21 protein-coding genes are annotated in these 21,647 nt (G+C 68.6%); 8 read left to right on the top strand and 13 right to left on the bottom strand.

Features of this window, described 5'->3' with window-relative positions; all coding sequences use genetic code 11:
• The first annotated feature begins 43 nt into the window (after positions 1–43).
• Positions 44–1,264: an MFS transporter gene (locus ACWF0M_RS29770; RefSeq protein WP_452239032.1), complete on the top strand. Its 1,221-nt coding sequence runs from the start codon at positions 44–46 to the stop codon at positions 1,262–1,264.
• On the opposite strand, the gene rpe is transcribed toward ACWF0M_RS29770, so the two are convergent.
• The 7 genes from rpe to ACWF0M_RS29735 form a co-directional block, all read right to left on the bottom strand.
• Positions 1,229–1,894 (bottom strand): ribulose-phosphate 3-epimerase, encoded by a 666-nt coding sequence (rpe, locus tag ACWF0M_RS29765; RefSeq protein WP_452239031.1) that lies wholly within the window; start codon positions 1,892–1,894, stop codon positions 1,229–1,231. The two genes, ACWF0M_RS29770 and rpe, sit on opposite strands and share 36 nt — an antisense overlap.
• A 22-nt stretch (positions 1,895–1,916) precedes the next feature.
• On the bottom strand, positions 1,917–2,660 hold the full coding sequence (locus ACWF0M_RS29760) for a cobalt-precorrin-6A reductase (protein WP_452239030.1): 744 nt from the start codon (positions 2,658–2,660) through the stop codon (positions 1,917–1,919).
• Positions 2,657–3,397 carry a precorrin-4 C(11)-methyltransferase gene (gene cobM / locus ACWF0M_RS29755; RefSeq protein WP_452239029.1) on the bottom strand — a complete coding sequence of 247 codons (741 nt, stop codon included), beginning with the start codon at positions 3,395–3,397 and terminating at the stop codon, positions 2,657–2,659. Before cobM ends, ACWF0M_RS29760 begins: the two co-directional genes overlap by 4 nt.
• Positions 3,398–3,422: 25 nt before the next feature.
• Positions 3,423–4,622 carry a precorrin-6y C5,15-methyltransferase (decarboxylating) subunit CbiE gene (gene cbiE / locus ACWF0M_RS29750; RefSeq protein WP_452239028.1) on the bottom strand — a complete coding sequence of 400 codons (1,200 nt, stop codon included), beginning with the start codon at positions 4,620–4,622 and terminating at the stop codon, positions 3,423–3,425.
• Positions 4,615–4,992, bottom strand: coding sequence for a TIGR03618 family F420-dependent PPOX class oxidoreductase (locus tag ACWF0M_RS29745; RefSeq protein ID WP_452239027.1), 378 nt, complete (start codon positions 4,990–4,992; stop codon positions 4,615–4,617). The genes cbiE and ACWF0M_RS29745 overlap by 8 nt, the downstream gene beginning before the upstream one ends.
• 100 nt (positions 4,993–5,092) lie before the next feature.
• The gene (locus ACWF0M_RS29740; RefSeq protein WP_452239026.1) at positions 5,093–6,691 is read right to left on the bottom strand and encodes an ABC transporter permease; all 1,599 of its coding nucleotides are present in this window, start codon (positions 6,689–6,691) and stop codon (positions 5,093–5,095) included.
• Complete coding sequence (locus ACWF0M_RS29735; RefSeq protein ID WP_452239025.1) at positions 6,688–7,602, bottom strand: ABC transporter ATP-binding protein; 915 nt, start codon at positions 7,600–7,602, stop codon at positions 6,688–6,690. Before ACWF0M_RS29735 ends, ACWF0M_RS29740 begins: the two co-directional genes overlap by 4 nt.
• 97 nt (positions 7,603–7,699) lie before the next feature.
• On the opposite strand from ACWF0M_RS29735, the gene ACWF0M_RS29730 reads away from it, so the two are divergent.
• Together ACWF0M_RS29730 and ACWF0M_RS29725 are read left to right on the top strand one after the other, a co-directional pair.
• A complete protein-coding gene (locus tag ACWF0M_RS29730; protein ID WP_452239024.1) occupies positions 7,700–8,209 on the top strand; it encodes a GbsR/MarR family transcriptional regulator in 510 nt (169 codons plus the stop codon).
• Positions 8,210–8,457: 248 nt separating this feature from the next.
• Entirely contained in the window at positions 8,458–9,411 is a 954-nt protein-coding gene (locus ACWF0M_RS29725; RefSeq protein ID WP_452239023.1) for a type IV toxin-antitoxin system AbiEi family antitoxin domain-containing protein, read from the top strand.
• A 330-nt stretch (positions 9,412–9,741) separates the two neighbouring features.
• Here the strand turns inward: ACWF0M_RS29725 and ACWF0M_RS29720 are convergent, their stop codons facing one another.
• Complete coding sequence (locus tag ACWF0M_RS29720) at positions 9,742–10,401, bottom strand: NBR1-Ig-like domain-containing protein (RefSeq protein WP_452239022.1); 660 nt, start codon at positions 10,399–10,401, stop codon at positions 9,742–9,744.
• Positions 10,402–10,598: 197 nt separating this feature from the next.
• Here ACWF0M_RS29720 and ACWF0M_RS29715 point away from each other — a divergent pair, with 197 nt between their 5' ends.
• Positions 10,599–11,090, top strand: coding sequence for a CHAP domain-containing protein (locus ACWF0M_RS29715; protein ID WP_452239021.1), 492 nt, complete (start codon positions 10,599–10,601; stop codon positions 11,088–11,090).
• A gap of 94 nt (positions 11,091–11,184) precedes the next feature.
• The gene (locus ACWF0M_RS29710; RefSeq protein WP_452239020.1) at positions 11,185–11,880 is read left to right on the top strand and encodes a CHAP domain-containing protein; all 696 of its coding nucleotides are present in this window, start codon (positions 11,185–11,187) and stop codon (positions 11,878–11,880) included.
• A gap of 39 nt (positions 11,881–11,919) precedes the next feature.
• Here ACWF0M_RS29710 and ACWF0M_RS29705 read toward each other — a convergent pair whose 3' ends face one another.
• Both ACWF0M_RS29705 and ACWF0M_RS29700 read right to left on the bottom strand, forming a co-directional pair.
• On the bottom strand, positions 11,920–12,702 hold the full coding sequence (locus ACWF0M_RS29705; protein ID WP_452239019.1) for an alpha/beta fold hydrolase: 783 nt from the start codon (positions 12,700–12,702) through the stop codon (positions 11,920–11,922).
• Entirely contained in the window at positions 12,699–13,748 is a 1,050-nt protein-coding gene (locus ACWF0M_RS29700) for a LacI family DNA-binding transcriptional regulator (protein WP_452239018.1), read from the bottom strand. Before ACWF0M_RS29700 ends, ACWF0M_RS29705 begins: the two co-directional genes overlap by 4 nt.
• Positions 13,749–13,880: 132 nt before the next feature.
• Between ACWF0M_RS29700 and ACWF0M_RS29695 the strand changes: the two genes are divergently transcribed.
• Genes ACWF0M_RS29695 through ACWF0M_RS29685 form a run of 3 tightly spaced genes read left to right on the top strand, consistent with a single transcriptional unit; the run spans position 13,881 to position 16,985 of the window.
• Positions 13,881–14,783 (top strand): carbohydrate ABC transporter permease, encoded by a 903-nt coding sequence (locus ACWF0M_RS29695; RefSeq protein WP_452239017.1) that lies wholly within the window; start codon positions 13,881–13,883, stop codon positions 14,781–14,783.
• Between the two features lie 10 nt (positions 14,784–14,793).
• Complete coding sequence (locus ACWF0M_RS29690; protein WP_452239016.1) at positions 14,794–15,675, top strand: carbohydrate ABC transporter permease; 882 nt, start codon at positions 14,794–14,796, stop codon at positions 15,673–15,675.
• Positions 15,676–15,683: 8 nt separating this feature from the next.
• On the top strand, positions 15,684–16,985 hold the full coding sequence (locus ACWF0M_RS29685) for an ABC transporter substrate-binding protein (protein ID WP_452239015.1): 1,302 nt from the start codon (positions 15,684–15,686) through the stop codon (positions 16,983–16,985).
• A 1,534-nt stretch (positions 16,986–18,519) separates the two neighbouring features.
• On the opposite strand, the gene egtD is transcribed toward ACWF0M_RS29685, so the two are convergent.
• The 3 genes from egtD to egtB are packed head-to-tail and all read right to left on the bottom strand — an operon-like array spanning position 18,520 to position 21,592.
• A complete protein-coding gene (gene egtD / locus ACWF0M_RS29680; RefSeq protein WP_452239014.1) occupies positions 18,520–19,485 on the bottom strand; it encodes an L-histidine N(alpha)-methyltransferase in 966 nt (321 codons plus the stop codon).
• Positions 19,482–20,225, bottom strand: coding sequence for an ergothioneine biosynthesis protein EgtC (gene egtC / locus ACWF0M_RS29675; protein WP_452239013.1), 744 nt, complete (start codon positions 20,223–20,225; stop codon positions 19,482–19,484). Before egtC ends, egtD begins: the two co-directional genes overlap by 4 nt.
• Positions 20,225–21,592 (bottom strand): ergothioneine biosynthesis protein EgtB, encoded by a 1,368-nt coding sequence (gene egtB, locus ACWF0M_RS29670; RefSeq protein WP_452239012.1) that lies wholly within the window; start codon positions 21,590–21,592, stop codon positions 20,225–20,227. Before egtB ends, egtC begins: the two co-directional genes overlap by 1 nt.
• Positions 21,593–21,647: the final 55 nt, after the last annotated feature.

Genomic DNA, 21,647 nt, shown 5'->3' with positions numbered 1-21,647 from the left:
CTGGGGCACGGAAACTGTCGGCGGCGGGGGCAAGAATGCGGGCATGGAATTGTCCGGGTACCGCGAGTTGTGGCGAGCGCACGGTGTGATGACGCTGCTGGTGTCTTCGCTGCTCGCCCGGCTGCCCATGCTCGCCACAATGGTGCCGATCGCGTTCCTCGCCAAGGACGCGAGCGGGTCCTTCCGGTGGGCAGGCGTCGTCGCAGGCGCCTACTCGGTCGGTACGGCGGTGGCGGGGCCGCTCTGGTCACGCACAGCCGACCGCCGCGGGCCTCGTGGCGTGCTGCTCGCGACCGGGATCGCCTGGAGCCTCGCGCTGTTCTCCATCGCTCTCCTTCCGAGCGGACTACATCAGTTGTTGCCGTTGCTGGCCCTGGTCGCCGGCGCCCTGGTGCCGCCGGTCATGCAGACGTTGCGGGCCGCGTGGCCGCGGGTCGTTTCAGGCCCGGCGCTGCGGACGGCGTACTCGGTGGATGCGACGGCGCAGGAGCTGTTGTTCATGGTCGGGCCGATGCTCGGGGCAACCGCGGTGAGCGTGGCGAGCCCACGGGCCGGCGTACTGCTCGCGGCGGTGATGTCGGCCGTCTTCATCTGGTGGTATGCGCTCCGACAACCCTCGCCGCTCCCCCGGGACGAGCACGCGACCGTGCCGTTGACCGCGCGGCAACTGCTCTGGCATCGGCACCGGTTGCCGTTGATCCTCGCGTTCGGCCTCTGGGTCATGTCGTTCAACGGGATCTCGCTGGCCATCGTCGCGTTCGCCGACGACCACGGTCAGCGGCTGATCGCCGGGATCCTCGAGGCCGTCTGGGCGTTCGGCAGCCTGGTCGGCGGTGCGGTCGCGGGCGCGTTACCCGGCCGGCGTACGTCGTACCTGTGGCGGCGAGCTGGTCTCGTCGCGGTCGGGATGCTGCTGTGCGTGTTCGCGACCTGGTCGTCGGTGTCGCTCGGGATCGCGTTGACGGTGTCGGGGCTGACGCTGGCGCCGGCGATCGGAGCGCTGTACGGGCGGCTGGGTTCGTTGACGCCGGACGTCGCGCGAACCGAGGTGTTCGGGTGGATGGGCAGCGCGGCGACCGGCGGCGCGGCCATCGGGGCCGCGGTGGCGGGTGCGGTGATCGAGAGCTTCGGCGTGCGATACGTGTGGCTGCTGGCCGCCGTACTCGCGGTCGTGTCGACGGTGTTGCTGCTGCGGGTGCCGCCGGAGGTCGAGGCGGAGCCGTCTGATTTACCTGCCGGCGGACTGCTCGGCGAGACCGCGTAGCTGCTCGACCATCGCGTTCGGGTCGTCGGCGGCGTACACGGCCGAGCCGGCCACGAACACGTCGGCGCCGGCCTCGGCGCAGCGCTCGATGGTGTCGACCGACACGCCGCCGTCGATCTCGATCCACAGGTCGAGCCCGTGCTTGTCGAGCAGTTGCCGCGTACGGCGGATCTTCGGCACGCAGACGTCGAGGAACTTCTGCCCACCGAAGCCCGGCTCGACGGTCATGATCAGGATCATGTCGAGCTCGGGCAACAGGTCCTCGTACGGCTCGATCGCGGTCGCCGGCCGCAGCGCCATCGCGGCCCGCGCACCCTTGGCCCGGATCTCCCGCGCGGTCCGGATCGGCGCCCGGCAGGCCTCGACGTGGAACGTGACGCTCGACGCGCCCGCCTCGACGTACCCAGGCGCCCAGCGGTCCGGGTCCTCGATCATCAGGTGACAGTCGAGCGGTATGTCGGTCGCCTTGGCCAGCGACTCGACCACCGGCATCCCGAGGGTCAGATTCGGCACGAAGTGGTTGTCCATCACGTCCACGTGCAGCCAGTCCGCGTTCGACACGGCGGCCGCCTCCTCGGACAGCCGCGCGAAGTCGGCGGACAGGATGCTCGGCGCGATCTGAATCCCCATGGCGCCAATCTATCGACAAGCGTCACGTGCTCGACGAACGGCTCGTCTGCATCACCCACTGCGCCGCGCGGCCGACGGACTCGACCGTGTCGAGCTCGGCGGGAAGCGGTGGACGGTGGATGATCAGGACGGGCAGCCCCAGCTCCCGCGCCGCAGCCAGCTTGGCCGCCGTCTGTGAGCCCCCGCTGTCCTTGGTCACCAGCACGTCGATCTCGTGGTCACGCAACAGACCGAGCTCGTCGGCGAGGGCGAACGGCCCGCGAGCCAGAATCAGCTCGCACCAGGCCGGCCGCGGCTCAGGCGGATCCACACACCGGGCCAGCATCCAGATCCCCACGTGCGCGAACGTGTCCAGGCCCTGCCTGCCGATCGTCAGGAAGGCCCGCGAGCCGAGCGCCGGCAGCCGAGCGGCTGCGTCCTCGACCGTGTCGCACCAATGCCAGTCGTCGCCTGGGCCTGCGGTCCAACCGGGGCGACGAACGTGGAGTAGCGGTACGTCGGCCAAGCCGGCTGCCGCGACCGCATTGGCCGTCATCCGCGCCGCGAACGGATGAGTCGCGTCGATCACCGCGTCGACCGGATGCTCCCGCAGCCAGTCCACAAGTCCGCTCACCCCACCGAATCCACCGACCCGCACCTCCCCCACCGGCACGCGTGCCGCGGAAGTCCGCCCGGCAAGCGACGACACCACGTCGACCCCTGCCTCAGCCAGCACGCCCGCCAGCTCGCGGGCCTCTCCCGTCCCGCCGAGAAGCAGGACCTTCATCGACTGCGAGCGGCCGAGTAGAGATGACTGTCCCGGAAGGCCGTTGCCGACAGCACCTTTCCGACGATGATCACGGCGGTACGCCGGACGCGCGCGGACTTCACCTGCTCCGCGATGTCGGCGAGCGTGCCGCGCAGCACGACCTCGTCGTCGCGGGACGCACGCGCGACGACCGCGACCGGGCAGTCCGCGCCGTAGTTCGGGACGAGTTCCTCGACCACGCGATCGATCTGCTGCACAGCGAGATGCAGAACGATCGTCGCCTGACTGGCACCGAGGGTAGCGAGGTCCTCCCCGGCCGGCATCGCGCTGGCGCTGCCGCCGATCCGGGTCAGGATGACGGTCTGCCCGACCTCGGGAACGGTCAGCTCGCGGCCGAGGGTGGCGGCGGCCGCGGCGTACGCCGGTACGCCGGGCGTCACGTCGTACGGGATCTCGAGGGTGTCGAGGCGGCGCATCTGTTCGGCCATCGCACTGAAGACGGACGGGTCGCCGGAGTGCAGGCGGGCGACGTCGAGGCCGGCGGCGTGCGCGGTGGCGAGTTCGGTGACGATCTCGTCGAGGGTCAGGTTCGCGGTGTCGACCTTGCGGGCGGCGGGCGGGCAGCGGTCAAGCAGCTCGATCGGCACGAGCGCGCCGGCGTACAGGCAGACGGGTGAGGAGGCGATCAGGTCGCGGCCGCGGACGGTGATCAGGTCCGCCGCGCCCGGACCGGCGCCGATGAAATGGACCGTCATGAGTCGAGGCCCGGCATCAAGATCGTCACTTGGTCACGCTCCAGATCGTCACCGGCATGGCGGGGCGCCAGCCGGTCATCGCGCCGATGGCGGAGGCGCGTTGGACGTCGAGGCGGATGAGGTCGCCACCGATGGCCTTGTACCACTGGGCGATCAGCGACTCGGTCTCCAGCGTCACGCCGTTCGCGACCAGGCGACCGCCCGGGCGGAGCGCGTTCCAGCAGGCGTCGAACATGCCGGCGGCGGTCGCTCCCCCGCCGATGAAGATCGCGTCCGGGGATTCGAGACCGTCGAGTGCGGCCGGGGCTGCACCTTCCACGATCTCCACGGTCGCACCGAGCGCGGCCACGTTTCGTTCCAGGCGTTTCGCGCGGTCGGGGTCGCGTTCGACGGCGATCGCGTGGCAGGACGGGTGGTGCCGGGACCACTCGATCGCGATGCTGCCCGCTCCGCCGCCGACGTCCCAGAGCAGTTGCCCGGGGACAGGGGCGAGGCGGGACAGGGTGACTGCGCGGACTTCGCGTTTGGTCAGCTGGCCGTCGTTCTCGTACGCGTCGTCAGGTATGCCGGGTGCTGTCGAGAGGACGGGGGCGTCAGGTGGGCAGAGTACGGCGATGACGTTGAGCGGATCGACTTCGTCGGACCAGTCGGAGGCGTGCGCCGTACGGACGCGTTCGGCTGGGCCTCCGAGTTGTTCGAGGACCGTGAGCTCGCTGGAGCCGTAGCCGCGGGCGATCAGCACGTCCGCTACCTCGGCGGGGGTTTGGGCGCCTCGGCTGAGGATCAGGAGTCGTCGACCGGGCTGGAGGTGCGGGTGTAGTCGCTCGACCGGGTTGGTCACCAGGCTCACTACCTGCACCTGATCCTGCGCCCAGCCGAGCCGTGCGCACGCCAGGGAGACGCTGGACGGTTGTGGGATCACGCGTACGGCGCCGGCGCCGAGCAACCGGACCAGCGTCGTACCGATCCCGTGGAACGTCGGGTCACCACTCGCCAACACACAGATCCGCCGGCCCCCGTGCTCTTCCAGCAACCGCGGCAGCGCCTCCGACAACGGCGAAGGCCAGGCCAGGCGCAAGGAAGAGCCAGACCCAGGCGGGAGGAGTGCTAATTGGCGGGGGCTGCCCAGGACGACCTCTGCTTGATCGATGGCTTGGCGGGCTGGGGTCGAGAGGCCGGTCCAGCCGTCGGCGCCGAGGCCTACGACGGTGATGGGGTCAGGCATTGCCGAGGACCTTCGTCACGGTGATCTCGATGACTACACGTTGCGGGTTGACCCGTGGCTCCTTGTAGCGCTTGGCGTACCGGCGCTCAGCCTCGTGCACCCGCACAGGGTTGTCGCTCACCACAGCGCGCCCCTCGATCGTGCTCCAGCGCCGGCCGTCCACCTGTGTCACCGCGACAGCCGCCTCTCCGAGCCGCCGGATTGCCCGGGCCTTGTACGACGTACCGGAGCAAATCACCCGCACCAGCCCCGCCTCGACGTCCAAGGTCGCCCCGACCGGCGTCGCGTGCACCGTACCGTCCGCGCGGACAGTACTCAGCACACACAGATGCCGCTCGCTCCAGAACCCAACCAGCTGCTCACTGAACACCCAGCGATCGTAGACAAGCCGCCCCGCCCGGCACGGGGCCGGGCGGGGCGGGTGGCGCGCCGACCCCTCAGACCGACGCTGATCAGGGTCAGCCGAACTGTCAGCCGACGTCGCGGCGGCGGAAGGTGGCGAAGCCGGCGATCGTGAGCGCTGCGGCGATCGCGGTCAGCCACAGAACCGGTGTGACGGAGAAGTCACCACCCGGCAGCCGCGGCGTGTGACCGTACGGGCTGAGGTTGATCATCCATTGCGGCAGGTTGAAGATCTCACCGAACTGTCCGATCAGCAGGAACACGCCGTACAGCACCCATCCCCCGGTCACCAGCTTGGGCGCGAGCCCGAACAGGACGACGACGAGTGCAGTGACCAGCCAGATCGCGGGCAGCTGTACGGCGGCCGCTGCGAGCATCCGCGGCACCTGACGGCCCACGTTGCCGAGCGACGCACCACTCGAGAGCCCGGAGCCCAGTCCGGCGACCAGGATCAGTGCGCCGGTGCCGAGCAGCGCCATCAGCACATGACTCGCCAGCCACTGCGCCCGCGAGACGCCGGTCGCCAGCAACGGCTCGGCCCGCAGTGCGGTCTCCTCCGACCTCAGTCGCAGCGCCGCCTGGATCCCGAACGCCGACGCCAGCAGCCCGACCATGCCCATCTCAGTCGCCAGGAACGCGTCGGTGATGCCGTCCACGCCGCCGAGCTTCTGCACCATCTCCTTCGCGCTCTCGCTGGTGACAAACCCGTCGACGTTGCTGGCGATGTTGCCGACCAGCAGACCCAGTAACAGGAACGCAAACCCCCACGCGTACAGCGAGCCCCGGTGCAGTCGCCAGGCCAGTGCGAGCGGTGAACGCAACGACTTGGCCGCCCGCGGCGGTCCGGGACGTGGCCGCACCAGACCGGCGCCTAGGTCGCGCCGACGGATCAGTGCGGTCGCTGCAGCGATCAGTACGGCGAGGAACACCAGCGGCAGGAGTAGTACGGCCCACCGGTCACCGGCGTACGCACGGACCTGCTGTGACCAGCCGATCGGGGACAACCACGAGACCCACTGCGTGCTGCCGTCCGCGGACGAGTCGCCTATTGCTCGCAGTACGTACGCCACTCCGAGCACGGCCGCAGTCAGTCCGTTCGCGGCCCGGGCGCTCTCGCTGACCTGTGAGGTCACCGCAGCCACGCCGGCGAAGGACAGTCCGGCAGCTGCCCACATCAACCCGAACGCGAACGACCCCTTCGTGTCCAAGCCACTGCCCATCAGCGACAGTGCAGTCAGCAACCCCAGCACGATCACAGTCGCCCCGGACACGATCAGCGCGGCGGCGAGAGCGGCGTACCGACCGAGTACGCCGGCACTCAGCAGCTCGAGCCGCCCGGACTCCTCCTCGCTGCGGGTGTGCCGTACGACGAGCATGCCGCCCAGCAACCCGACCAGCAGCGCGCCGAACGCGGTGAGCTTGAACAACGAGACCTCCCCGAGCGAGGACTCGTCGAAGATCCGCCCGTACAGCGAGACCAGCGCGGGTGACGCGTTCGACGTCCGTGCCGCGTCGACGAGTGTCTTGGGGTCCGTGTACAGGTCCATCGTCGCCTTGGCCGAACCCGCGGCCGTCATCACGAACACGACGATCCAGATCGGGATCAGGATCCGGTCCCGGCGCAGCGCGAGCCGCACCAGCGTGCCGGTACCGACGAAGTCGTTCATCGCACAGCCGCCGCAGGCTCAGCTGGTACGTCGTCCTCGTAGTGGCGCAGGAACAGCTCTTCCAATGTCGGGGGCTGCGCGACGAGACTCTTGATGCCGCTCGCGGACAGCTGCCGCATCACGGCCTCGAGCTGGGCGGTGTCCACCTCGCAGCGGACCCGGTTGCCCTGGACATCGAGATCGTGGATCCCCGGCAGCTGCGCGAGACCGTTCGGCGACGTGGCCAGCTCGGCGTGGATCGACGTACGCGTGAGATGACGCAGGTCGGCCAGCGTGCCTGTCTCGACCACCTTGCCACGGCGGATGATACTGATCCGGTCACACAGAGCCTCGACCTCGGACAGGATGTGGCTCGACAGCAGCACGGTACGGTCGCGCTGACGCTCCTCCTCGATGCACTGCCGGAACACCTCCTCCATCAGCGGGTCCAGACCGGACGTGGGCTCGTCCAGGATCAGCAGCTCGACATCACTCGCGAGAGCGGCGACGAGGGCGACCTTCTGCCGGTTGCCCTTGGAGTACGTCCGGCCCTTCTTGGTCGGGTCGAGGTCGAAGCGGCGCAGCAGCTCGTCACGCTTCTTCTCGTCCAGCCCGCCACGGAGCCGGCCGAGCAGGTCGATCACCTCGCCGCCGGTCAGGTTCGGCCACAGGTTGACGTCACCGGGTACGTAGGCCAGCCGCCGGTGCAGCTTCGCGGCGTCGTGCCACGGGTCCCCGCCGAGCAGCGAGACATCGCCGGCGTCGCCGCGCAGCAGTCCGAGCAGGACGCGGATGGTGGTGGACTTCCCGGCGCCGTTCGGCCCGAGGAAGCCGTGCACCTCACCGGTCGCGACCTCAAGGTCGAGACCGTCGAGGGCGTGCGTACTTCCGTACGACTTGTGCAGTCCGGAGACCACGATGGCTGATGTCATGATTCATAACGTACACTGCATTCAGAAGTTTGTGAATCTTGCTAGCACGTTTCTCAGCTGTCAGGTAATCGAGCGACCCAGAGGGGATGATGGGGCGGTGAGTGCCCTTCGAGACGACGACGCCGTCCGGCGATACACCGAGCAGTTCGGCAACCTGCTGGCCGAGACCGGCTGGCCGCGGATGGCCGCCCGGGTGTTCGCCGCGATCCTGTCCAGCGTGGACGGGCGGATGACGGCCGCCGAGCTGTCCGACCAGCTCCAGGCGAGTCCCGCCGCGGTCTCCGGCGCGGTCAATTACCTGCTGCAACTGCGCCTGGCGACCCGCGAACGCGAGCCCGGCAGCCGCCGCGACGTGTACGTCGTCCAGGACGACGCCTGGTACCAGACCATGATGAGCGAGGACGCCTCACTGGTCCGCTGGTCCGACTCCCTCCGCAAGGTCCTCGACGCCGCCGGCGAAGGCACCGACGCCCACCACCGCATCCGCATCTCCCTCGCCTTCATCGACTTCATCGGCGAAGAGGTCAAAGGCCTCACCGAACGCTGGGTAAAACGCAAAGCCGAACTAGACGCCGAAATAGCCGCGGACTACAACCCCAACCCCTAACCGCCGAACGCCTGACCCATGGCCGTACGTCGGGCGTCGGAGCGGATCGCCGTACGTCGGGCGCCTGGTCGGATCGCCGCACGCCGGGCGCCTCGCCGTACGTCGGGTGATTGGACAGGTTCTGGTGGCGTGGCACAGGTTATTGCCTGTGCACCGCCCCGAGTTGGGGTGCAGCGGCCCGGGATGTGGTTGTCCACAGCCGCACATCCGCGTGTAAATGAGGGCTGTGGCGACTGCATCTTGTCTGCATGAACCCGAAGTTGAGCGTTTTCGCCGACGCCCGTGGAGGCTGGTTCACCCGGGCGGACGCGATGGATTGCGGCTACAGCGACAGCGAACTCCGGCGGCGGCTGCGGAGCGGGCAGTGGTCGCGGCTGTCTCGTGACGTGTACGTCGAACCGGGCGGGCCGTCCGCGGGCGAGGCCACCTGGGATCGCGCGAAGCGCCTGCACCTGCTGAAGACCCGCGCCGTCATCAACCGGTTGGGACCCGGTGCGGTCGTGAGTCATCAGTCCGCGGCAGTGCTGCACGGGCTACCCACCTGGGGCCTTGACCTGTCGCGGGTCCAGGTCACCAAGGCCACCGGGCGTACGCGGTCCGACTCCATTGCCGACGTACACCGGTCACGCTTCGACCCCGGTGAGCTCACGGTCGTCGACGGTTTGCCGGTGGTCACGCCGGCCCGGGCCGTCACCGAGTCCGCGTGCGTCTCGTCGTACGAGGTCGGAGTCGTGCTGGGCGACGCCGCGCTTCATTCGCGTCTGGTCAGTCCGGAGGCGCTGGTGGCGACGGCGGATCGGCACAGTGCGTGGCACGGTTCGCCGGCGGCGCGCGCGGCGGCGCGATTCGCGAACGGGCTGAGCGAGTCGGTCGGCGAGTCGCGTCTCCGAGTGCTGCTGGCGAACCACGGGCTCCCGGAGCCGGAGTTGCAGGTCGAGATCCGGGACGCATCCGGCCGGCTGATCGGCCGGGTCGACATCCTGCTCGAGCGGGTCTTGATCGTCGAGTTCGACGGCGCAACGAAGTACGGCAACGCCGACGACCTCGTGGCGGAGAAGTGGCGCGAGGACGACCTCCGCTCACACGACTACCAGGTCATCCGAGTCGGCTGGCAGGACCTGGACCACCCGCTCACCACAGCCAACCGAATCCGCCAAGCCCTGCCATCTGTCGTAGGTGCGCCCACGCGGCGGGGCCGTTGAACAGGCTATTCCCCCACCACCCACACCACATCCTGTGCAACGCCCAGAACAGACCGACGCCGGCGCGGACCAGAGCGGGCCGACGCAGGCGCGGCGCGGGCCGGCGCGGGCCGGCGCGGGCCGGCCATCTGTTGGGGGTACGCCGAGGCGGCGGGGGCGCTGAAGAGGCTATTCCCCCACCACCCACACCAGTTCCTGTGCAACGCCCAGAGCGGGCCGGCGCGGGGCGGGCGTGGCGGGGGCGTTGAACAGGCTATTTCCTCTCCACGCGCACCGGTTCCTGTGCAACGGGTGAGGCGGGGGTGCGCGGGTGGGGCGGGTGGGCGGGGATTATGGCTCGTGGATGGTGAAGATGGTGCAGTACAGGGGTGGGGACTCTAGGCCGGGGTAGTAGAGGCGGCCGGCTTCGTCGGTGAGTTTGAAGTACGCCGTGGAGGCGCCGACCTGGCAGGGGGCTTGGAGGGTCATGGAGACGGTGACGATGTCGCCGGGGGTGGCGTCGGGGACGGGGGCTCGGGGTGGGGAGCGGAGCCAGCCGGGGGTTCCGGCGGCGCCTTGGCGGGTGAGCCAGCGGTTGTGCCATGGGCGTTCGCCGCTGTTGCGGAGCTCCCAGGTCTTCTCGAACACCTGCTCCCGGCACACCCGCGTGCCGTCCGGCACCGTCTCCCCCACCAGCTCCGCCCGGTCGTCGGGATGGTGATCGATCGGTACGGATCCGCCAAGCAGCACCGGTTGCACGTGCCGCCGCAGGTCCCGTTGTGACATGTCCCGTCCGGCGCGTACGGCGGCGTCGAGTTCCATGAGCTGGTTGACGAGCGCCTGGTTCGCTCCGAACGAGTCGTCGTACCACTCGATCAGCTCGCGGCTCGGCTTGGTGTGGCCGCGCTCGACGCGGGACAGATGCCCTTTGTCCCAGCCGGATTCGGAGGCGGCGCGGGTCAGCGGCACCCCGGCGGCCTCGCGCAGCTCGCGCATGCGCGCTCCGATCACGTACCGAGCTTGGGCTGGGCGCACGGCGCACTCTCCGCTCTCGCCGTCACTTATCTACATAAAGTACCAAATCGCAGTGAATCAGCTCCGTTGCCCACTGCGACAATCCGCTCACGCTCTGATTGTCTGCACAAAGGAAGTGGTTCTCCAAGACAACAGGCTCGTCCATCGCAGTTCAGAGCGAAAGGCAAACCACCATGTTCCGTTCGTTCACACGCCTGACCGCCACCGCAGTCCTAGGCGCCCTGGCCCTCGCAGGCGCCACCCTTCCCGCCACAGCCCTTCCCGCCACAGCAGCACCCACACCGGCCGCAACGCCGGTCAGCAGCACAGCGTTCGGGCCGCAGTCACAAGCCGACGACGCGATCGCCTGGTTCGCCGCCCGCAACGGATCGACCGCGTACCAGGGCTACTGCGAGAAGGCCGTCGAGAACGCGTACGGCACCACCGGCATCTACGCGTCGGCGATCGCCAACTGGAACGACGCCGTACGCCGGGGCGCCGCGCACAGAGGTGACCTGAATCCGCCGAAGGGCGCGCTCGTGTTCTGGAACATCAGCGCCTACGGCCATGTCGGCGTCGCGACCGGCGACGGCAACTTCTGGGCCACCAGCGTCAACAGCCGGATCGGCAAGGCGACGCTGCCGTACTTCTCCAACTACCTCGGCTGGGCGCAACCGAACTTCTGAGTGCCCCAAGGCGCCGCCCCGCCTCGTTGCCCACTGCGACAACACCATCACTTTTTGGTTCCCTGCGAGTACAACTCCAGAAGGGAACACCACCATGCGTACCGCCCTCATGCGCATCACGTCCCGTCTCACAGCTGTCGCCCTGCTCAGCGGGGCCGCCCTCGTAGGCACTGGCGTTCTCCCTGCCAGCGCCGCCACCGGCACCGTCGTCACTGACAGCGGCGCCGGCGTCACCATCCGGTCCGGCAACGCGACCAGCTTCGGCTCGGTCGGCACTCAGCCGGACGGAGCGGTCACGATCGACTGCCAGATCTACGGCGAGCCGGTGACCGGCAAGTTCGGCCGGAGCCTGATCTGGGACCACATCCCCGGCAAGGGCTTCATCACCGACGCCTACGTCAACACCGGCAGCAGCGGCCTGGTCGCGCCGCTGTGCACGAGCAACCCGCGCGCCGACAAGGCCATTGCCTGGTACGCCGCCCGCAACGGGTCGACCGCCTTCCAGGGGTACTGCGAGATGGCCGCCGAGAACTCGTACGGGAAGACAGCGATCTGGGCGTCCGCGATGGCCGACTGGAACGACGCCGTGGCCCGTGGCGCGGCGCATCGCGGTGACCTCAACCCGCCGAAGGGAGCCTTGGTGTTCTGGGATCTCGCGGCGCCGTACGGCCACGTCGGAGTCGCCAAGGGAGACGGCACCTTCTGGGCCACCAGCGTCAGCGGCGCCATCGGCACCCGCACGCTGCCGTACTTCAACAGCTACCTCGGCTGGGCCTGGCCGAACTTCTGACCCTCCCCCAGACGAGCGCCCGGACGCGCGTTCCGCCCCTCACGCGTCCGGGTGCTCGATCCTTTGCTCGATTCTGGCCAGCCAGTCCGCGACCAGCGCGCGATACAGACCGACCCGCTGCACCGGCAGGTCGTGGCCCTCCTGATCCAGGACGGCGTACGTGGCCCGCGGATAGTCGTCGAGGATCGGCCAGGCGTCCGCATAGCCCGTCATCGTGTCCTGCCGCCCGGTGACGATCAGCGTCGGCCCTTCGAAGCGCGCGGCCGGGTCCTCGCGGAGCGCGTACGTCGCAACGTCGCCTTGGATCCGGCCGAGGAAGGGGAGATCCGCCTGCGCCTCGGCCGGATCGTAGTAGCGGCGCTGCTTGTCGGTCCAGGCTTCTTGGTACGCCGCTGTCTTGATCAGGTACTCCTCCGTCGGCAGGGTTCGCTTGGTGCGGTCGACGACGATTCCCGGCACGCGTAGCAGCAGACCGAGGATGCGGGCCGGGTCGCGCTTCACGATGCCGCGGGCGTGCAGCCCGCCGGCCGATGTACCGGCGAGGGCGAATGCTGCACCGTCGACCAGTTCGTCGATCAGGTCCGCGATCGCCGAGAGCATGCCGTCCTGGTCGGTGATCGACGGTACGGCGGGCGACTGTCCGGTGCCCGGCGGGTCGACGTAGATCCGGCGCCATCCGGGACGCCCCTCGAACACCGGCTCGTGGACGGCGCGGCCTTCGCCTCCTCCACCGCCCCAGCCGGGCAGGAAGACGATCGGCCGTCCCGTACCGAAGGATTCGTAGTGCACGCCGGCGACCATACCCGCGGGCTCGATCGTCAACGAGTGCTTCTCTTCGCAGCAGAATCCGGCGGGCGCTCCCCCGACCCGCGCTCGATCAGCGCGCACGGCAACACGATCCGCTGCGGCGGACGGGTGTCGGCACCCGACGCGCGATCGAGCAGCAGCCGCGCCGCGCTGCGGCCGAGTTCGGCGATGTCAGAGGCAACGACCGTGACCGGCGTCGGCAACATGTCGGCGAGCCGGAAGTCGTCGAACCCGACCACCGCGGGCTCCCGGCCGAGCTCGCCAAGCGCACGCAGGACCCCCTCGGTGAGGAAGTTCGTCGAGGCGAAGATCGCGGTCGGCGGATCGGGGCGCAGCATCACCTCGTGGGTCGCCTTCTCCGCGGCCTCCGCGTTGCCCTCGGGGAGCTGGATGACCAGCGACTCGTCGATGTCGATCCCCGCCGCCCGGTGCGCGCGCCGGAACCCGCGCAGGCGGCGACCGATCGTGTAGTACGACGGCGCGAGGATGATCGCGATCCGCTCGTGGCCCTGCTCCAGCAGGTGTTCGGCCGCAAGCCGCCCGCCGCCCTCGTTGTCGACCATCACGATGTCCGCGTCGATCCCGGTCGCCGGGCGGTCGACGAACACGACCGGTACGCCGGCGCCCTGCAGGAACGCGTGATCGCCCTGGTCGGGCACGATCATCAGCCCGGCCACCTGCCGGCTGACCAACTCCTGGATGGCCCGCTTCTCGCCCTCCGGGTCCTCGTCCACACTACCCAGTACGACGGCGAAACCGGACTGCCCCGCGACTTCGAGCGACGCCTTCGCGATGCTCGCGTAGAACGGGTTGGTCAGGTCGCCGAGCACCAGCGCCAGGCTGGTCGACTTCTTGCCCGGCCGCAGCGCCCGGGCGACCTCGTTGCGCTGGAACCCGAGCTCGTCGATCGCGGCCCGGACGCGTCGCGCGGTCTCGTCGCGGACGCCATGGCCGCCGTTCACCACACGCGACACCGTGCCGAGGCCGACACCGGCCCGCCGGGCGACATCGATCATCGTCGGCCGGCTGACCTCTGGCTGGCTTGGAAACGTTTCGGACACGGGGTTGACTTCCTTTTCGCGACACGGCATCGTCACCCAACAGTAAAACGTTGGAAACGTTACCGTCCAGGAGGCCGGATGAATTCTGTCTCTTCAGGCGGATCTACCACCAAACGGCGCAGCCGCGGTGGGATGAGCCGGAACGCCGGCTCCGACGTGAAGGCGGCGTACCTGTTCATCGCTCCGGCCGTGATCGGGTTCCTGGTCTTCGTGGGGTATCCGCTGATTCGATCGTTCTATCTCGCGCTGACGAAGTACAACGGGTTGACCGACCCGGTCTTCGTTGGCCTCGGCAACTTCCGGAGGCTGTTCAGCACCGACCCGGCGTTCTGGCCGGCGTTGCGGGCGACCGGCTACCTGGTGCTGCTCTATGTCCCGTTGTCGCTGGTCCTCGGCCTGGCGCTGGCGATGTTCTGCAACCAGCGCTTCGCCGGTGTCCGGATCGTCCGCACGCTCGCGTACCTGCCGGTCGTACTGCCGGCGGTCGCCACGATCACGCTCTGGAAGTTCATCCTCGACCCGCAGGTCGGGTTGCTGAACACGATCCTCGACCGGCTCGGCCTGCCGACGAGCCTCTGGTTGCAGGGTCCGGGTACGGCGATGCCGTCCGTCGTACTGGTGATGCTGTGGGGCGTCGGCAGCACGATGATCATCTTCCTCGCCGGGCTGCAGGCGGTGCCGACCGAGCTGTACGAGGCCGCCCGTGTCGACGGCGCCGGTCCGTGGCCGGTGTTCTTCCGGATCACGTTGCCGATGATCAGCCCGATCGTGCTGCTGCAGGTGATCCTGCAGACCACTGCCGCGCTGCAGACCTTCAACCAGCCGAAGATCCTGACCAACGGCGGACCGGGGTTCAGCACCAAGGTGCTGATGCTCTCGATCTACGAGAACGGCTTCCCGACCCTGGGCCGGATCCCGCAGCTGGGGTACGCCTCCGCGCAGGTGTGGGTGCTGTTCGTGATCATCATCGCCGTGATCGCCCTGACCGCGAAGTTCTCCTCGCTCTGGACGTACAGTGACAGCACTTCCGACTGAAGCTCCGCCCGTGACGCCTGCTACTGAGGCCGTGCGTCCCGCTAAGAAGAAACCACGTCTGGTCGGTACGACGGCCTGGTACGTCGTTGCGCTCTTCATCTGCGCGGTGATGGTCGTACCGCTGCTGTGGATGATGACGATCGGGCTGAAGAGCCGGACCGCGGTGTTCGACATCCCGCCGAAGTTGCTGCCGCACGAGTGGACGTGGAGCAACTTCGTCAACGGGCCGAAGGCGATCCACTTCCCGAAGCTGCTGCTGAACTCGTTCGTCATCACCGGGCTGAGCGTCATCGGCGGGGTGATGACCGCGATGATGGCCGGCTACGCGCTGGCCCGGTTGCGGTTCCCGGGCCGCAAGACGTGGTTCTACCTGTTCGTCGGCAGCATGCTGCTGCCGGGCGTGGTCGGACTGATCCCGCTTTTCCAGATGTACAAGAGCATCGGCTGGTACGACACGTGGCTGCCGCTGATCGTCCCGGCGTTCCTCGGCGGGAACCCGTTGTTCATCTTCCTGGCCCGGCAGTACTTTCTCGCGATCCCCTATTCCATCGATGAAGCGGCGAAGATCGACGGCGCCGGGCATCTGCGGATCTTCGTCAGCGTAATGCTGCCGTTGACCCGGCCGGCCTGGCTGACGATGGCGATCCTCGCGTTCCAGGCGTCCTGGAACGACTACCTGAATCCACTGGTCTACCTGTACTCGTCCGGCAAGTGGCCGTTGTCGGTCGGTATGGCGTCGTTCATCTCCCCGTTCGCCGGGAAGACGCCGGACTGGAGCTACTACATGGCCACCAACCTGCTCTACATGCTGCCGCCGCTGATCATCTTCTTCGCCGCGCAGCGCTACTTCATCCAGGGCCTCGGCGCTCTCGGCAGCACGAACCAGAAATGAGGATTGTAGTGAAACCGACATTGGGTGTAGCCGCGTTGGCATGCGCGGGGTTGCTGACGGCAACGGCCTGCAGCGGCGGCGGGTCGGACGGCGGGTCGAGCAACGGACCGGTCACCGTGAAGGTGATGACCTGGGAGTCGGCCGAGACGAACGCCGCGATCAAGAAGGCACTGGCGGACTTCAAGGACGACAACGTCAAGGTCGAACTGCTGGACACCCCGAGCGGTCAGTACGGCGACAAGCTCGCATCACTGACCCAGGCGAAGCAGCTACCGGACCTGTTCTGGTGCGGTAACGACACCGAGCAGCAGTACACGTCGCAGGGCCTGCTGGTCGACTGGGCCGACAAGCTCAAGAACGGTGACGGCGACTTCAAGGCCGACAAGTTCGTGCCGTCCGCGATCGAGAACTGGAAGACCGCCGACGGTCAGATGGGCGGTCTGCCGTCGCTGATGAACACGTACGGCGTCTGGTACAACGCCGACGCGTTCACCGCGGCCGGTCTGCCGCTGCCGAAGGCCGGCTGGACGTGGGACGACATGTACTCCGCGGCAGCGAAGCTGGCGAACAAGAACGGGGCGAAGTACGGCCTGGTCGCCGACCAGCTGACCGGTCCGGACGGGCCGTTCACGATGAGCATGTACGCCGTCTCGGCCGGTGGCGCGCCGTTCACCGACAACGTGAACCACCCGACGAAGGCCGAGGCAGACGACAAGTACAAGGAAGGCGTCGAGAAGCTGACCGCCGCGATCAAGAACGGGTCGGTCGCGCCACCCGGGTACGACGCGGCGAACGTCCAGTCGCTCTTCGCGGCCGGCAAGGTGCCGATGACGTTCGGCGGGCAGTGGCTCGCGGCCGGGTTCCAGACGGACAAGCCGAAGGTCAAGTACGGGTTCGCGCCGTTCCCGCAGGTGCAGACGCCGACCACGCTGTACGACTCGGTCGGGATCTGTACGCCGCAGTACACGAAGGACCAGGACGCGACGTACAAGGTGCTCGAGTACATCAACACCAAGGTGTGGGACGCCGTACTGCCGGCATCTCCCGTCGCGCCGCCGGCGTACACGCCTGCACAGACGAGCTACTTCGACGCGCTCACCAAGGCGCAGCAGCCGACCGTCGTCGACACGGTCAAGGCTGACCTGTCCGCGGAGAAGACGGTCGGTGTCCGCTTCACCACCCAGTGGGCCTCGCAGGTCGGCGACCTCACGACCGCCAACTACCAGCCCATCCTGAGCGGCAAGAAGCCGATCACCGACCTCCCGGCCTACGTCGACAAGATCAACGGACTGATCAAGCAAGGCAGCTGACCCCAATTGCCTGGCTGACCAGCCCTGTGACCGACGTGTGGGTGGTCACCGGATTCCGGGACGGCGCGGGGCCGGTGAGATGGGCAAGCTCGACAGGAGGTGTCAGCCGGCCGGGTAGTGCACCTGAGCGTGAACGCGCCCGCGCGTACACCGTCTCACCGGTGCACTACCTGTCAAGCGTGCCCATCACACCACCCCGACCAGCCGTCCCACCAACCAGATCATCCGGCCGGCTCCCCCGGCTGGGCTGGCGACATGGGCAGCCCCAGGCCAGCCCGATGCCTGCCCGATGCCAGCCTGCCGGCAGGTCACGACTGGCGGGTTATGTCACCCGCCGGCCTGCTACTTCCGGCCATCGCACACATAACCCGCCAGCCGGCCCACACATCCGACCAGCCTTCAAACACCGCCGACACCCGGCATGAGACCGGATATCCGGGTCTTCTGTCCGCTGTGTGGGTGGTCGTCGCCCCACCAGGGACCCGGGACAGGTTGTGCGGGCCGCTGCCCGCCACGGCGGCTCACCCGTGAATGACGGAGGTCGGTGGGGGAGAACTCCCGCTCGCTCCGCGCCAATCCTCAACAGCGGGGAAACAAAGTTGCACGGATCGACGATTTCTTTCCCCGCCGCGCCGGCTCACGCGGGCCGCCCGTGCGGCCTCACGTCGAGTCGTGGCGTTTGGTTGCCCCTCGACACCGCGAGTCGTGAATCGACGCTGCAGGTGACCGCCAAAGCCCACGACTCGACGCGGCAGCACCTGTCAAGCGGCGGACCCGCGATGAACCCGGGGCGATACCGGCAGGCATTGACCCACACATGCGTCACAAGACCGGATATCCCCTGGCGTTGTGGGTTCTCCCCTCTAGTACCAACAGAGAAGCCACAACACCGCCGGATATCCCCTCGTATGCGGGCGCCTCTCGGCGCGCCCGGTCGGCCCAGCCGCGCGGGACGGACCCGGCGGTGGATACCGGGTGCGGTGGCGCGGCGCGGGGACTCTCGGCGCGCCCGGTCGGGCCGGCCGCGGGACGGACCGGGCGGTGGATGCCGGGTGCGGTGATGCGGCGCGGGGACTCTCGGCGCGCCCGGTCGGGCCGGCCGCGGGACGGACCCAGCGGTGGATACCGGGTGCGGTGACGCGGCGCGGGGACTCTCGGCGGCCCGGTCGGGCCGGCCGCGGGGTGGACCGGGCGGTGGATATCGGGTGCGGTGCGTGCGGTGTGTTGCGGTGGGGACTGGGGACAGGTGCTGGTGGGCGGAGACAGGAAATGTCCGGTTCCAGGCCTCCGCGGCCTGTCTCCAGTCCTCGGATGCCGCCCCCAACCGCTATACATCCGTCACGCGAGCTGGCTGACCCGCCGATTTCGCTGGCTGACCCACGCAAATAAGGGGTTCCCCACCCGGATTCATGGTGGAGAACCCCTTATTTGCTGGGTCTGCCAGGCAAATTCCTGGGCTGCCAGGCAAGTTCGTGGGTCTGCCAGGGAAATGGGGGAGGCGGGGAAGGTTCGGGAGGTGCGGTGGGGGCTCTGGCTAGATGGATTGCCAGAGGGAGAGGGCGAAGCGGGTTTTGGTGTCGGTCCACCAGGCGGCGGGGGTGAAGCCTGCTTTGTCGAGTTCGGCTTCGACGCCGGAGCGGTGGAACTTGGCGGAGATCTCGGTGCTGATCTCCTCGCCCTCGGCGAACGTGACCTCCAGGTGGATCTCCGGGATCAGCACCCGCATCGCGCGGGTGGCGCGCAGATGCATCTCGATCCACTCGTTGTCCGCGTCCCAGAGCGCGACGTGCTCGAACGCGTCCACGTCGAAGTCCGCGCCGAGCTGCCGGTTGATCACCCGGAGCACGTTCTTGTTGAACTCGGCGGTGACGCCGGCGGAGTCGTCGTACGCCGCGACCAGCGTGGCGGGATCCTTCACGAGATCCGTGCCGAGCAGCAACCACTCGCCGGGCTCGAGCACCTCGCGAACGGAACGGTAGAACGCCTCGCGCTCGGCCGGGATCAGGTTGCCGATCGTGCCGCCGAGGAACGCGACGACCCGCGGCGGATCGCCCGGGAGCTTGTCGAGGTGCGCGGTGAAGTCGCCGACCACACCGTGTACGTCGAGAGTCGGGTAGTCGGCGTTGATGGCGTCGGACGCATCCCGTAGCGCGGACTCCGACACGTCGAGCGGCACGAACGACGTGAGCGTGCCGTGCGCGTGGAGCCCGTCGAGCAACAGGCGGGTCTTCTCCGACGACCCGGACCCGAGCTCGACCAGCGTGTGCGCTTTGGTGATCGCCGCGATCTCACCGGCCCGCGCTTGCAGGATCTCCCGCTCGGCCCGGGTCGGGTAGTACTCCGGCAGCCGCGTGATCTCCTCGAACAGCTCGCTCCCCCGCGCGTCGTAGAACCACTTCGGCGGCAACCACTTGGGCGTCGCCCCCAACCCCGCCCGAACATCCTCCCGCAATGCCCGAGCTGCATAGTCCGGCGTCAGATGTACGTCGATGAGGGTCACTCTCGTCCTTCCATCGGGGTGATCCGCAGTGTCGTGGCGGTGGCCACTAGCAGCGAACGATCGGGTACTTCGTCCCAGTCGTCGGATCCGAACGGCTCCGAGCTGACGGTCACCGAGTCGGCGGTCTGCCGGACCCGGAGCGAATGGGTCCAGGAGGTCGCGAAGATCTGCTCTCCGTCGGTCAGCAGCAGGTTCAACCGCGACCCGGGCGCGACCGATTCCACCTCTCGGACGACGGACGCGACCGCGTCGGCGGGCGTGATCCCGTCGCGCAGGCGGTTCGAGACGAGCGCGAACAGCAGCGCGGAGTCGACCGGTGCGTCCAGCCGCAGCAGGTCGGCGACCGGCAGCTGCTCAGCCAGCTTCACCATCGACTCCGGCCAGCCCGGGATCCTTCCGTTGTGGCTGAACATCCAGTTCCCGACCTTGAACGGCGCCACCGAGGACTCGGTGTGGGGCATGCCGTCGGTCCCGTTGCGGACGGCGGCGATCACGGCACCGGATCGGATCGAGCCGGCCAGCTCCGGCAGGTTGTCGTCGGTCCAGATCGGCACGTTGCGCCGGTACCGGACCGACTGGCCGTCGACGTACCAGCCGAGGCCGAAGCCGTCGGCGTTGACCGAGCCGCCGCCGCGCATCTCGCGCGGCGACCAGCTCTGCTCGAACAGCGAGTGGGAGGGCTCCTGGACGAGGGACGCCAGCGTGACCGCCGGGCCCAGGTAGGCGAGATGACGGCACATCAGGTGTGCAGCTCCCCGGCCTGTAGTTCTTCGGCGTGGGATTCTTCGGGGCGGGCGTCGCGGGCGCAGCGGAAGCCGGCGAAGATCTGCCGGCGGATCGGGTAGTCCCAGTTCCGGAAGGTGCCGCGGGCAACGACCTCGTCGGTGCCGAACGAGCCGCCGCGGAGCACCTTGTAGTCGGGCCCGAAGAACACCAGCGAGTACTCGTCGTACGGCCAGGCGCGGAACCCCGGGTACGGGCGGAAATCGCTCGACGTCCACTCCCACACGTCCCCGATCAGCTGCTCCACACCGAGCGGCGAGGCGCCCGCCGGATACGCCCCGACCGGTGCCGGCCGGAGGTGCCGCTGGCCGAGGTTCGCGTGCTGCGGCCCCGGCGACTCGTCACCCCATGGGAACCGCCGCGTCCGGCCGCTCGACGGGTCGAACCGTGCCGCGAACTCCCACTCCTCCTCGGTCGGCAGCCGCTTGCCGGCCCACTTCGCGTACGCCTCCGCCTCGTAGAAGCAGACGTGCATCACCGGCTCGTCCATCGGCAACCGCTCCCGATGCCCGAACCGCAGCCGCCACCACTCGCCGTCCACGGTCTCCCAGAACCGTGGCGCGACGAGCGAAGCCTTCTGCACGTGCGCCCACCCGGCCTCGGTCCACCATCGCGGATCCTGATATCCACCGCCGAGCACGAAGCCCAGGTAGTCCTCGTTCGTCACCGGGACCGTGTCGATCACGTACGGCGCGACGTGTACTGCGTGCGCCGGCCGCTCGTTGTCCAGCGCCCACGGCTCGATCGACGTACCCATCTCGAACACACCGCCCGGAACGAACACCTCCTTGCGAGCCAGTAGGCGTCCGGGAGGCGGATGAGGTGCGTCAAGCACCGGCGCACCGGCACGGAGCTGGTGCGTCGCCAGCATCGTCTCGTCGTGCTGCTGCTCGTGCTGCGTGATCATCCCGAACGCGAAGGCGTTGTCGACCAGCTCCCGTCCGGCATCGAACCTCACATGATCGAGTACGTCGAGAACCTTGTCCCGCACCTCCGTGACATAGGCACGTGTCTCCACCGGCCCCAGCAACGGCAGCGCCGGCCGCTCCGCGCGCGGGTGCTGGAACGCGTCGTACAGCTCGTCGATGTCCTGACGCACCGGCTCGCGGCCGCCGACGTCGCGGACCAGCCAGAGCTCCTCCTGGTTGCCGATGTGCGCGTAATCCCAGACCAGTGGCGACATCAGTTTCGAGTGCTGCCTGACCAGGTCGTCGGTGTCGACCGCATCGGTCAGCTGGACCGTCCGCGCCCTGGACCGCTCGAGCTGCTCACCGACGAAGGCACGCAGGCCCTCGGGCGACAGATCGGACAGTTGGTGGTTCATGGGGCCTCCCGGCCTGGACTGAGGAGTGGAGGGAGCGAAGCGACCGGAACGACGA

The organism is Kribbella sp. NPDC055110, from assembly GCF_053607525.1.
This window is presented reverse-complemented; position numbering and strand designations above follow the sequence as displayed.

Coding starts and splice junctions, on each gene's coding strand:
- ACWF0M_RS29770 (WP_452239032.1), top strand. CDS start 44: ATGGAATTGTCCGGGTACCGCGAGTTGTGGCGAGCGCACGGTGTGATG.
- rpe (WP_452239031.1), bottom strand. CDS start 1,894: ATGGGGATTCAGATCGCGCCGAGCATCCTGTCCGCCGACTTCGCGCGG.
- ACWF0M_RS29760 (WP_452239030.1), bottom strand. CDS start 2,660: ATGAAGGTCCTGCTTCTCGGCGGGACGGGAGAGGCCCGCGAGCTGGCG.
- cobM (WP_452239029.1), bottom strand. CDS start 3,397: ATGACGGTCCATTTCATCGGCGCCGGTCCGGGCGCGGCGGACCTGATC.
- cbiE (WP_452239028.1), bottom strand. CDS start 4,622: ATGCCTGACCCCATCACCGTCGTAGGCCTCGGCGCCGACGGCTGGACC.
- ACWF0M_RS29740 (WP_452239026.1), bottom strand. CDS start 6,691: ATGAACGACTTCGTCGGTACCGGCACGCTGGTGCGGCTCGCGCTGCGC.
- ACWF0M_RS29735 (WP_452239025.1), bottom strand. CDS start 7,602: ATGACATCAGCCATCGTGGTCTCCGGACTGCACAAGTCGTACGGAAGT.
- ACWF0M_RS29725 (WP_452239023.1), top strand. CDS start 8,458: ATGAACCCGAAGTTGAGCGTTTTCGCCGACGCCCGTGGAGGCTGGTTC.
- ACWF0M_RS29715 (WP_452239021.1), top strand. CDS start 10,599: ATGTTCCGTTCGTTCACACGCCTGACCGCCACCGCAGTCCTAGGCGCC.
- ACWF0M_RS29710 (WP_452239020.1), top strand. CDS start 11,185: ATGCGTACCGCCCTCATGCGCATCACGTCCCGTCTCACAGCTGTCGCC.
- ACWF0M_RS29695 (WP_452239017.1), top strand. CDS start 13,881: ATGAGCCGGAACGCCGGCTCCGACGTGAAGGCGGCGTACCTGTTCATC.
- egtC (WP_452239013.1), bottom strand. CDS start 20,225: ATGTGCCGTCATCTCGCCTACCTGGGCCCGGCGGTCACGCTGGCGTCC.
- egtB (WP_452239012.1), bottom strand. CDS start 21,592: ATGAACCACCAACTGTCCGATCTGTCGCCCGAGGGCCTGCGTGCCTTC.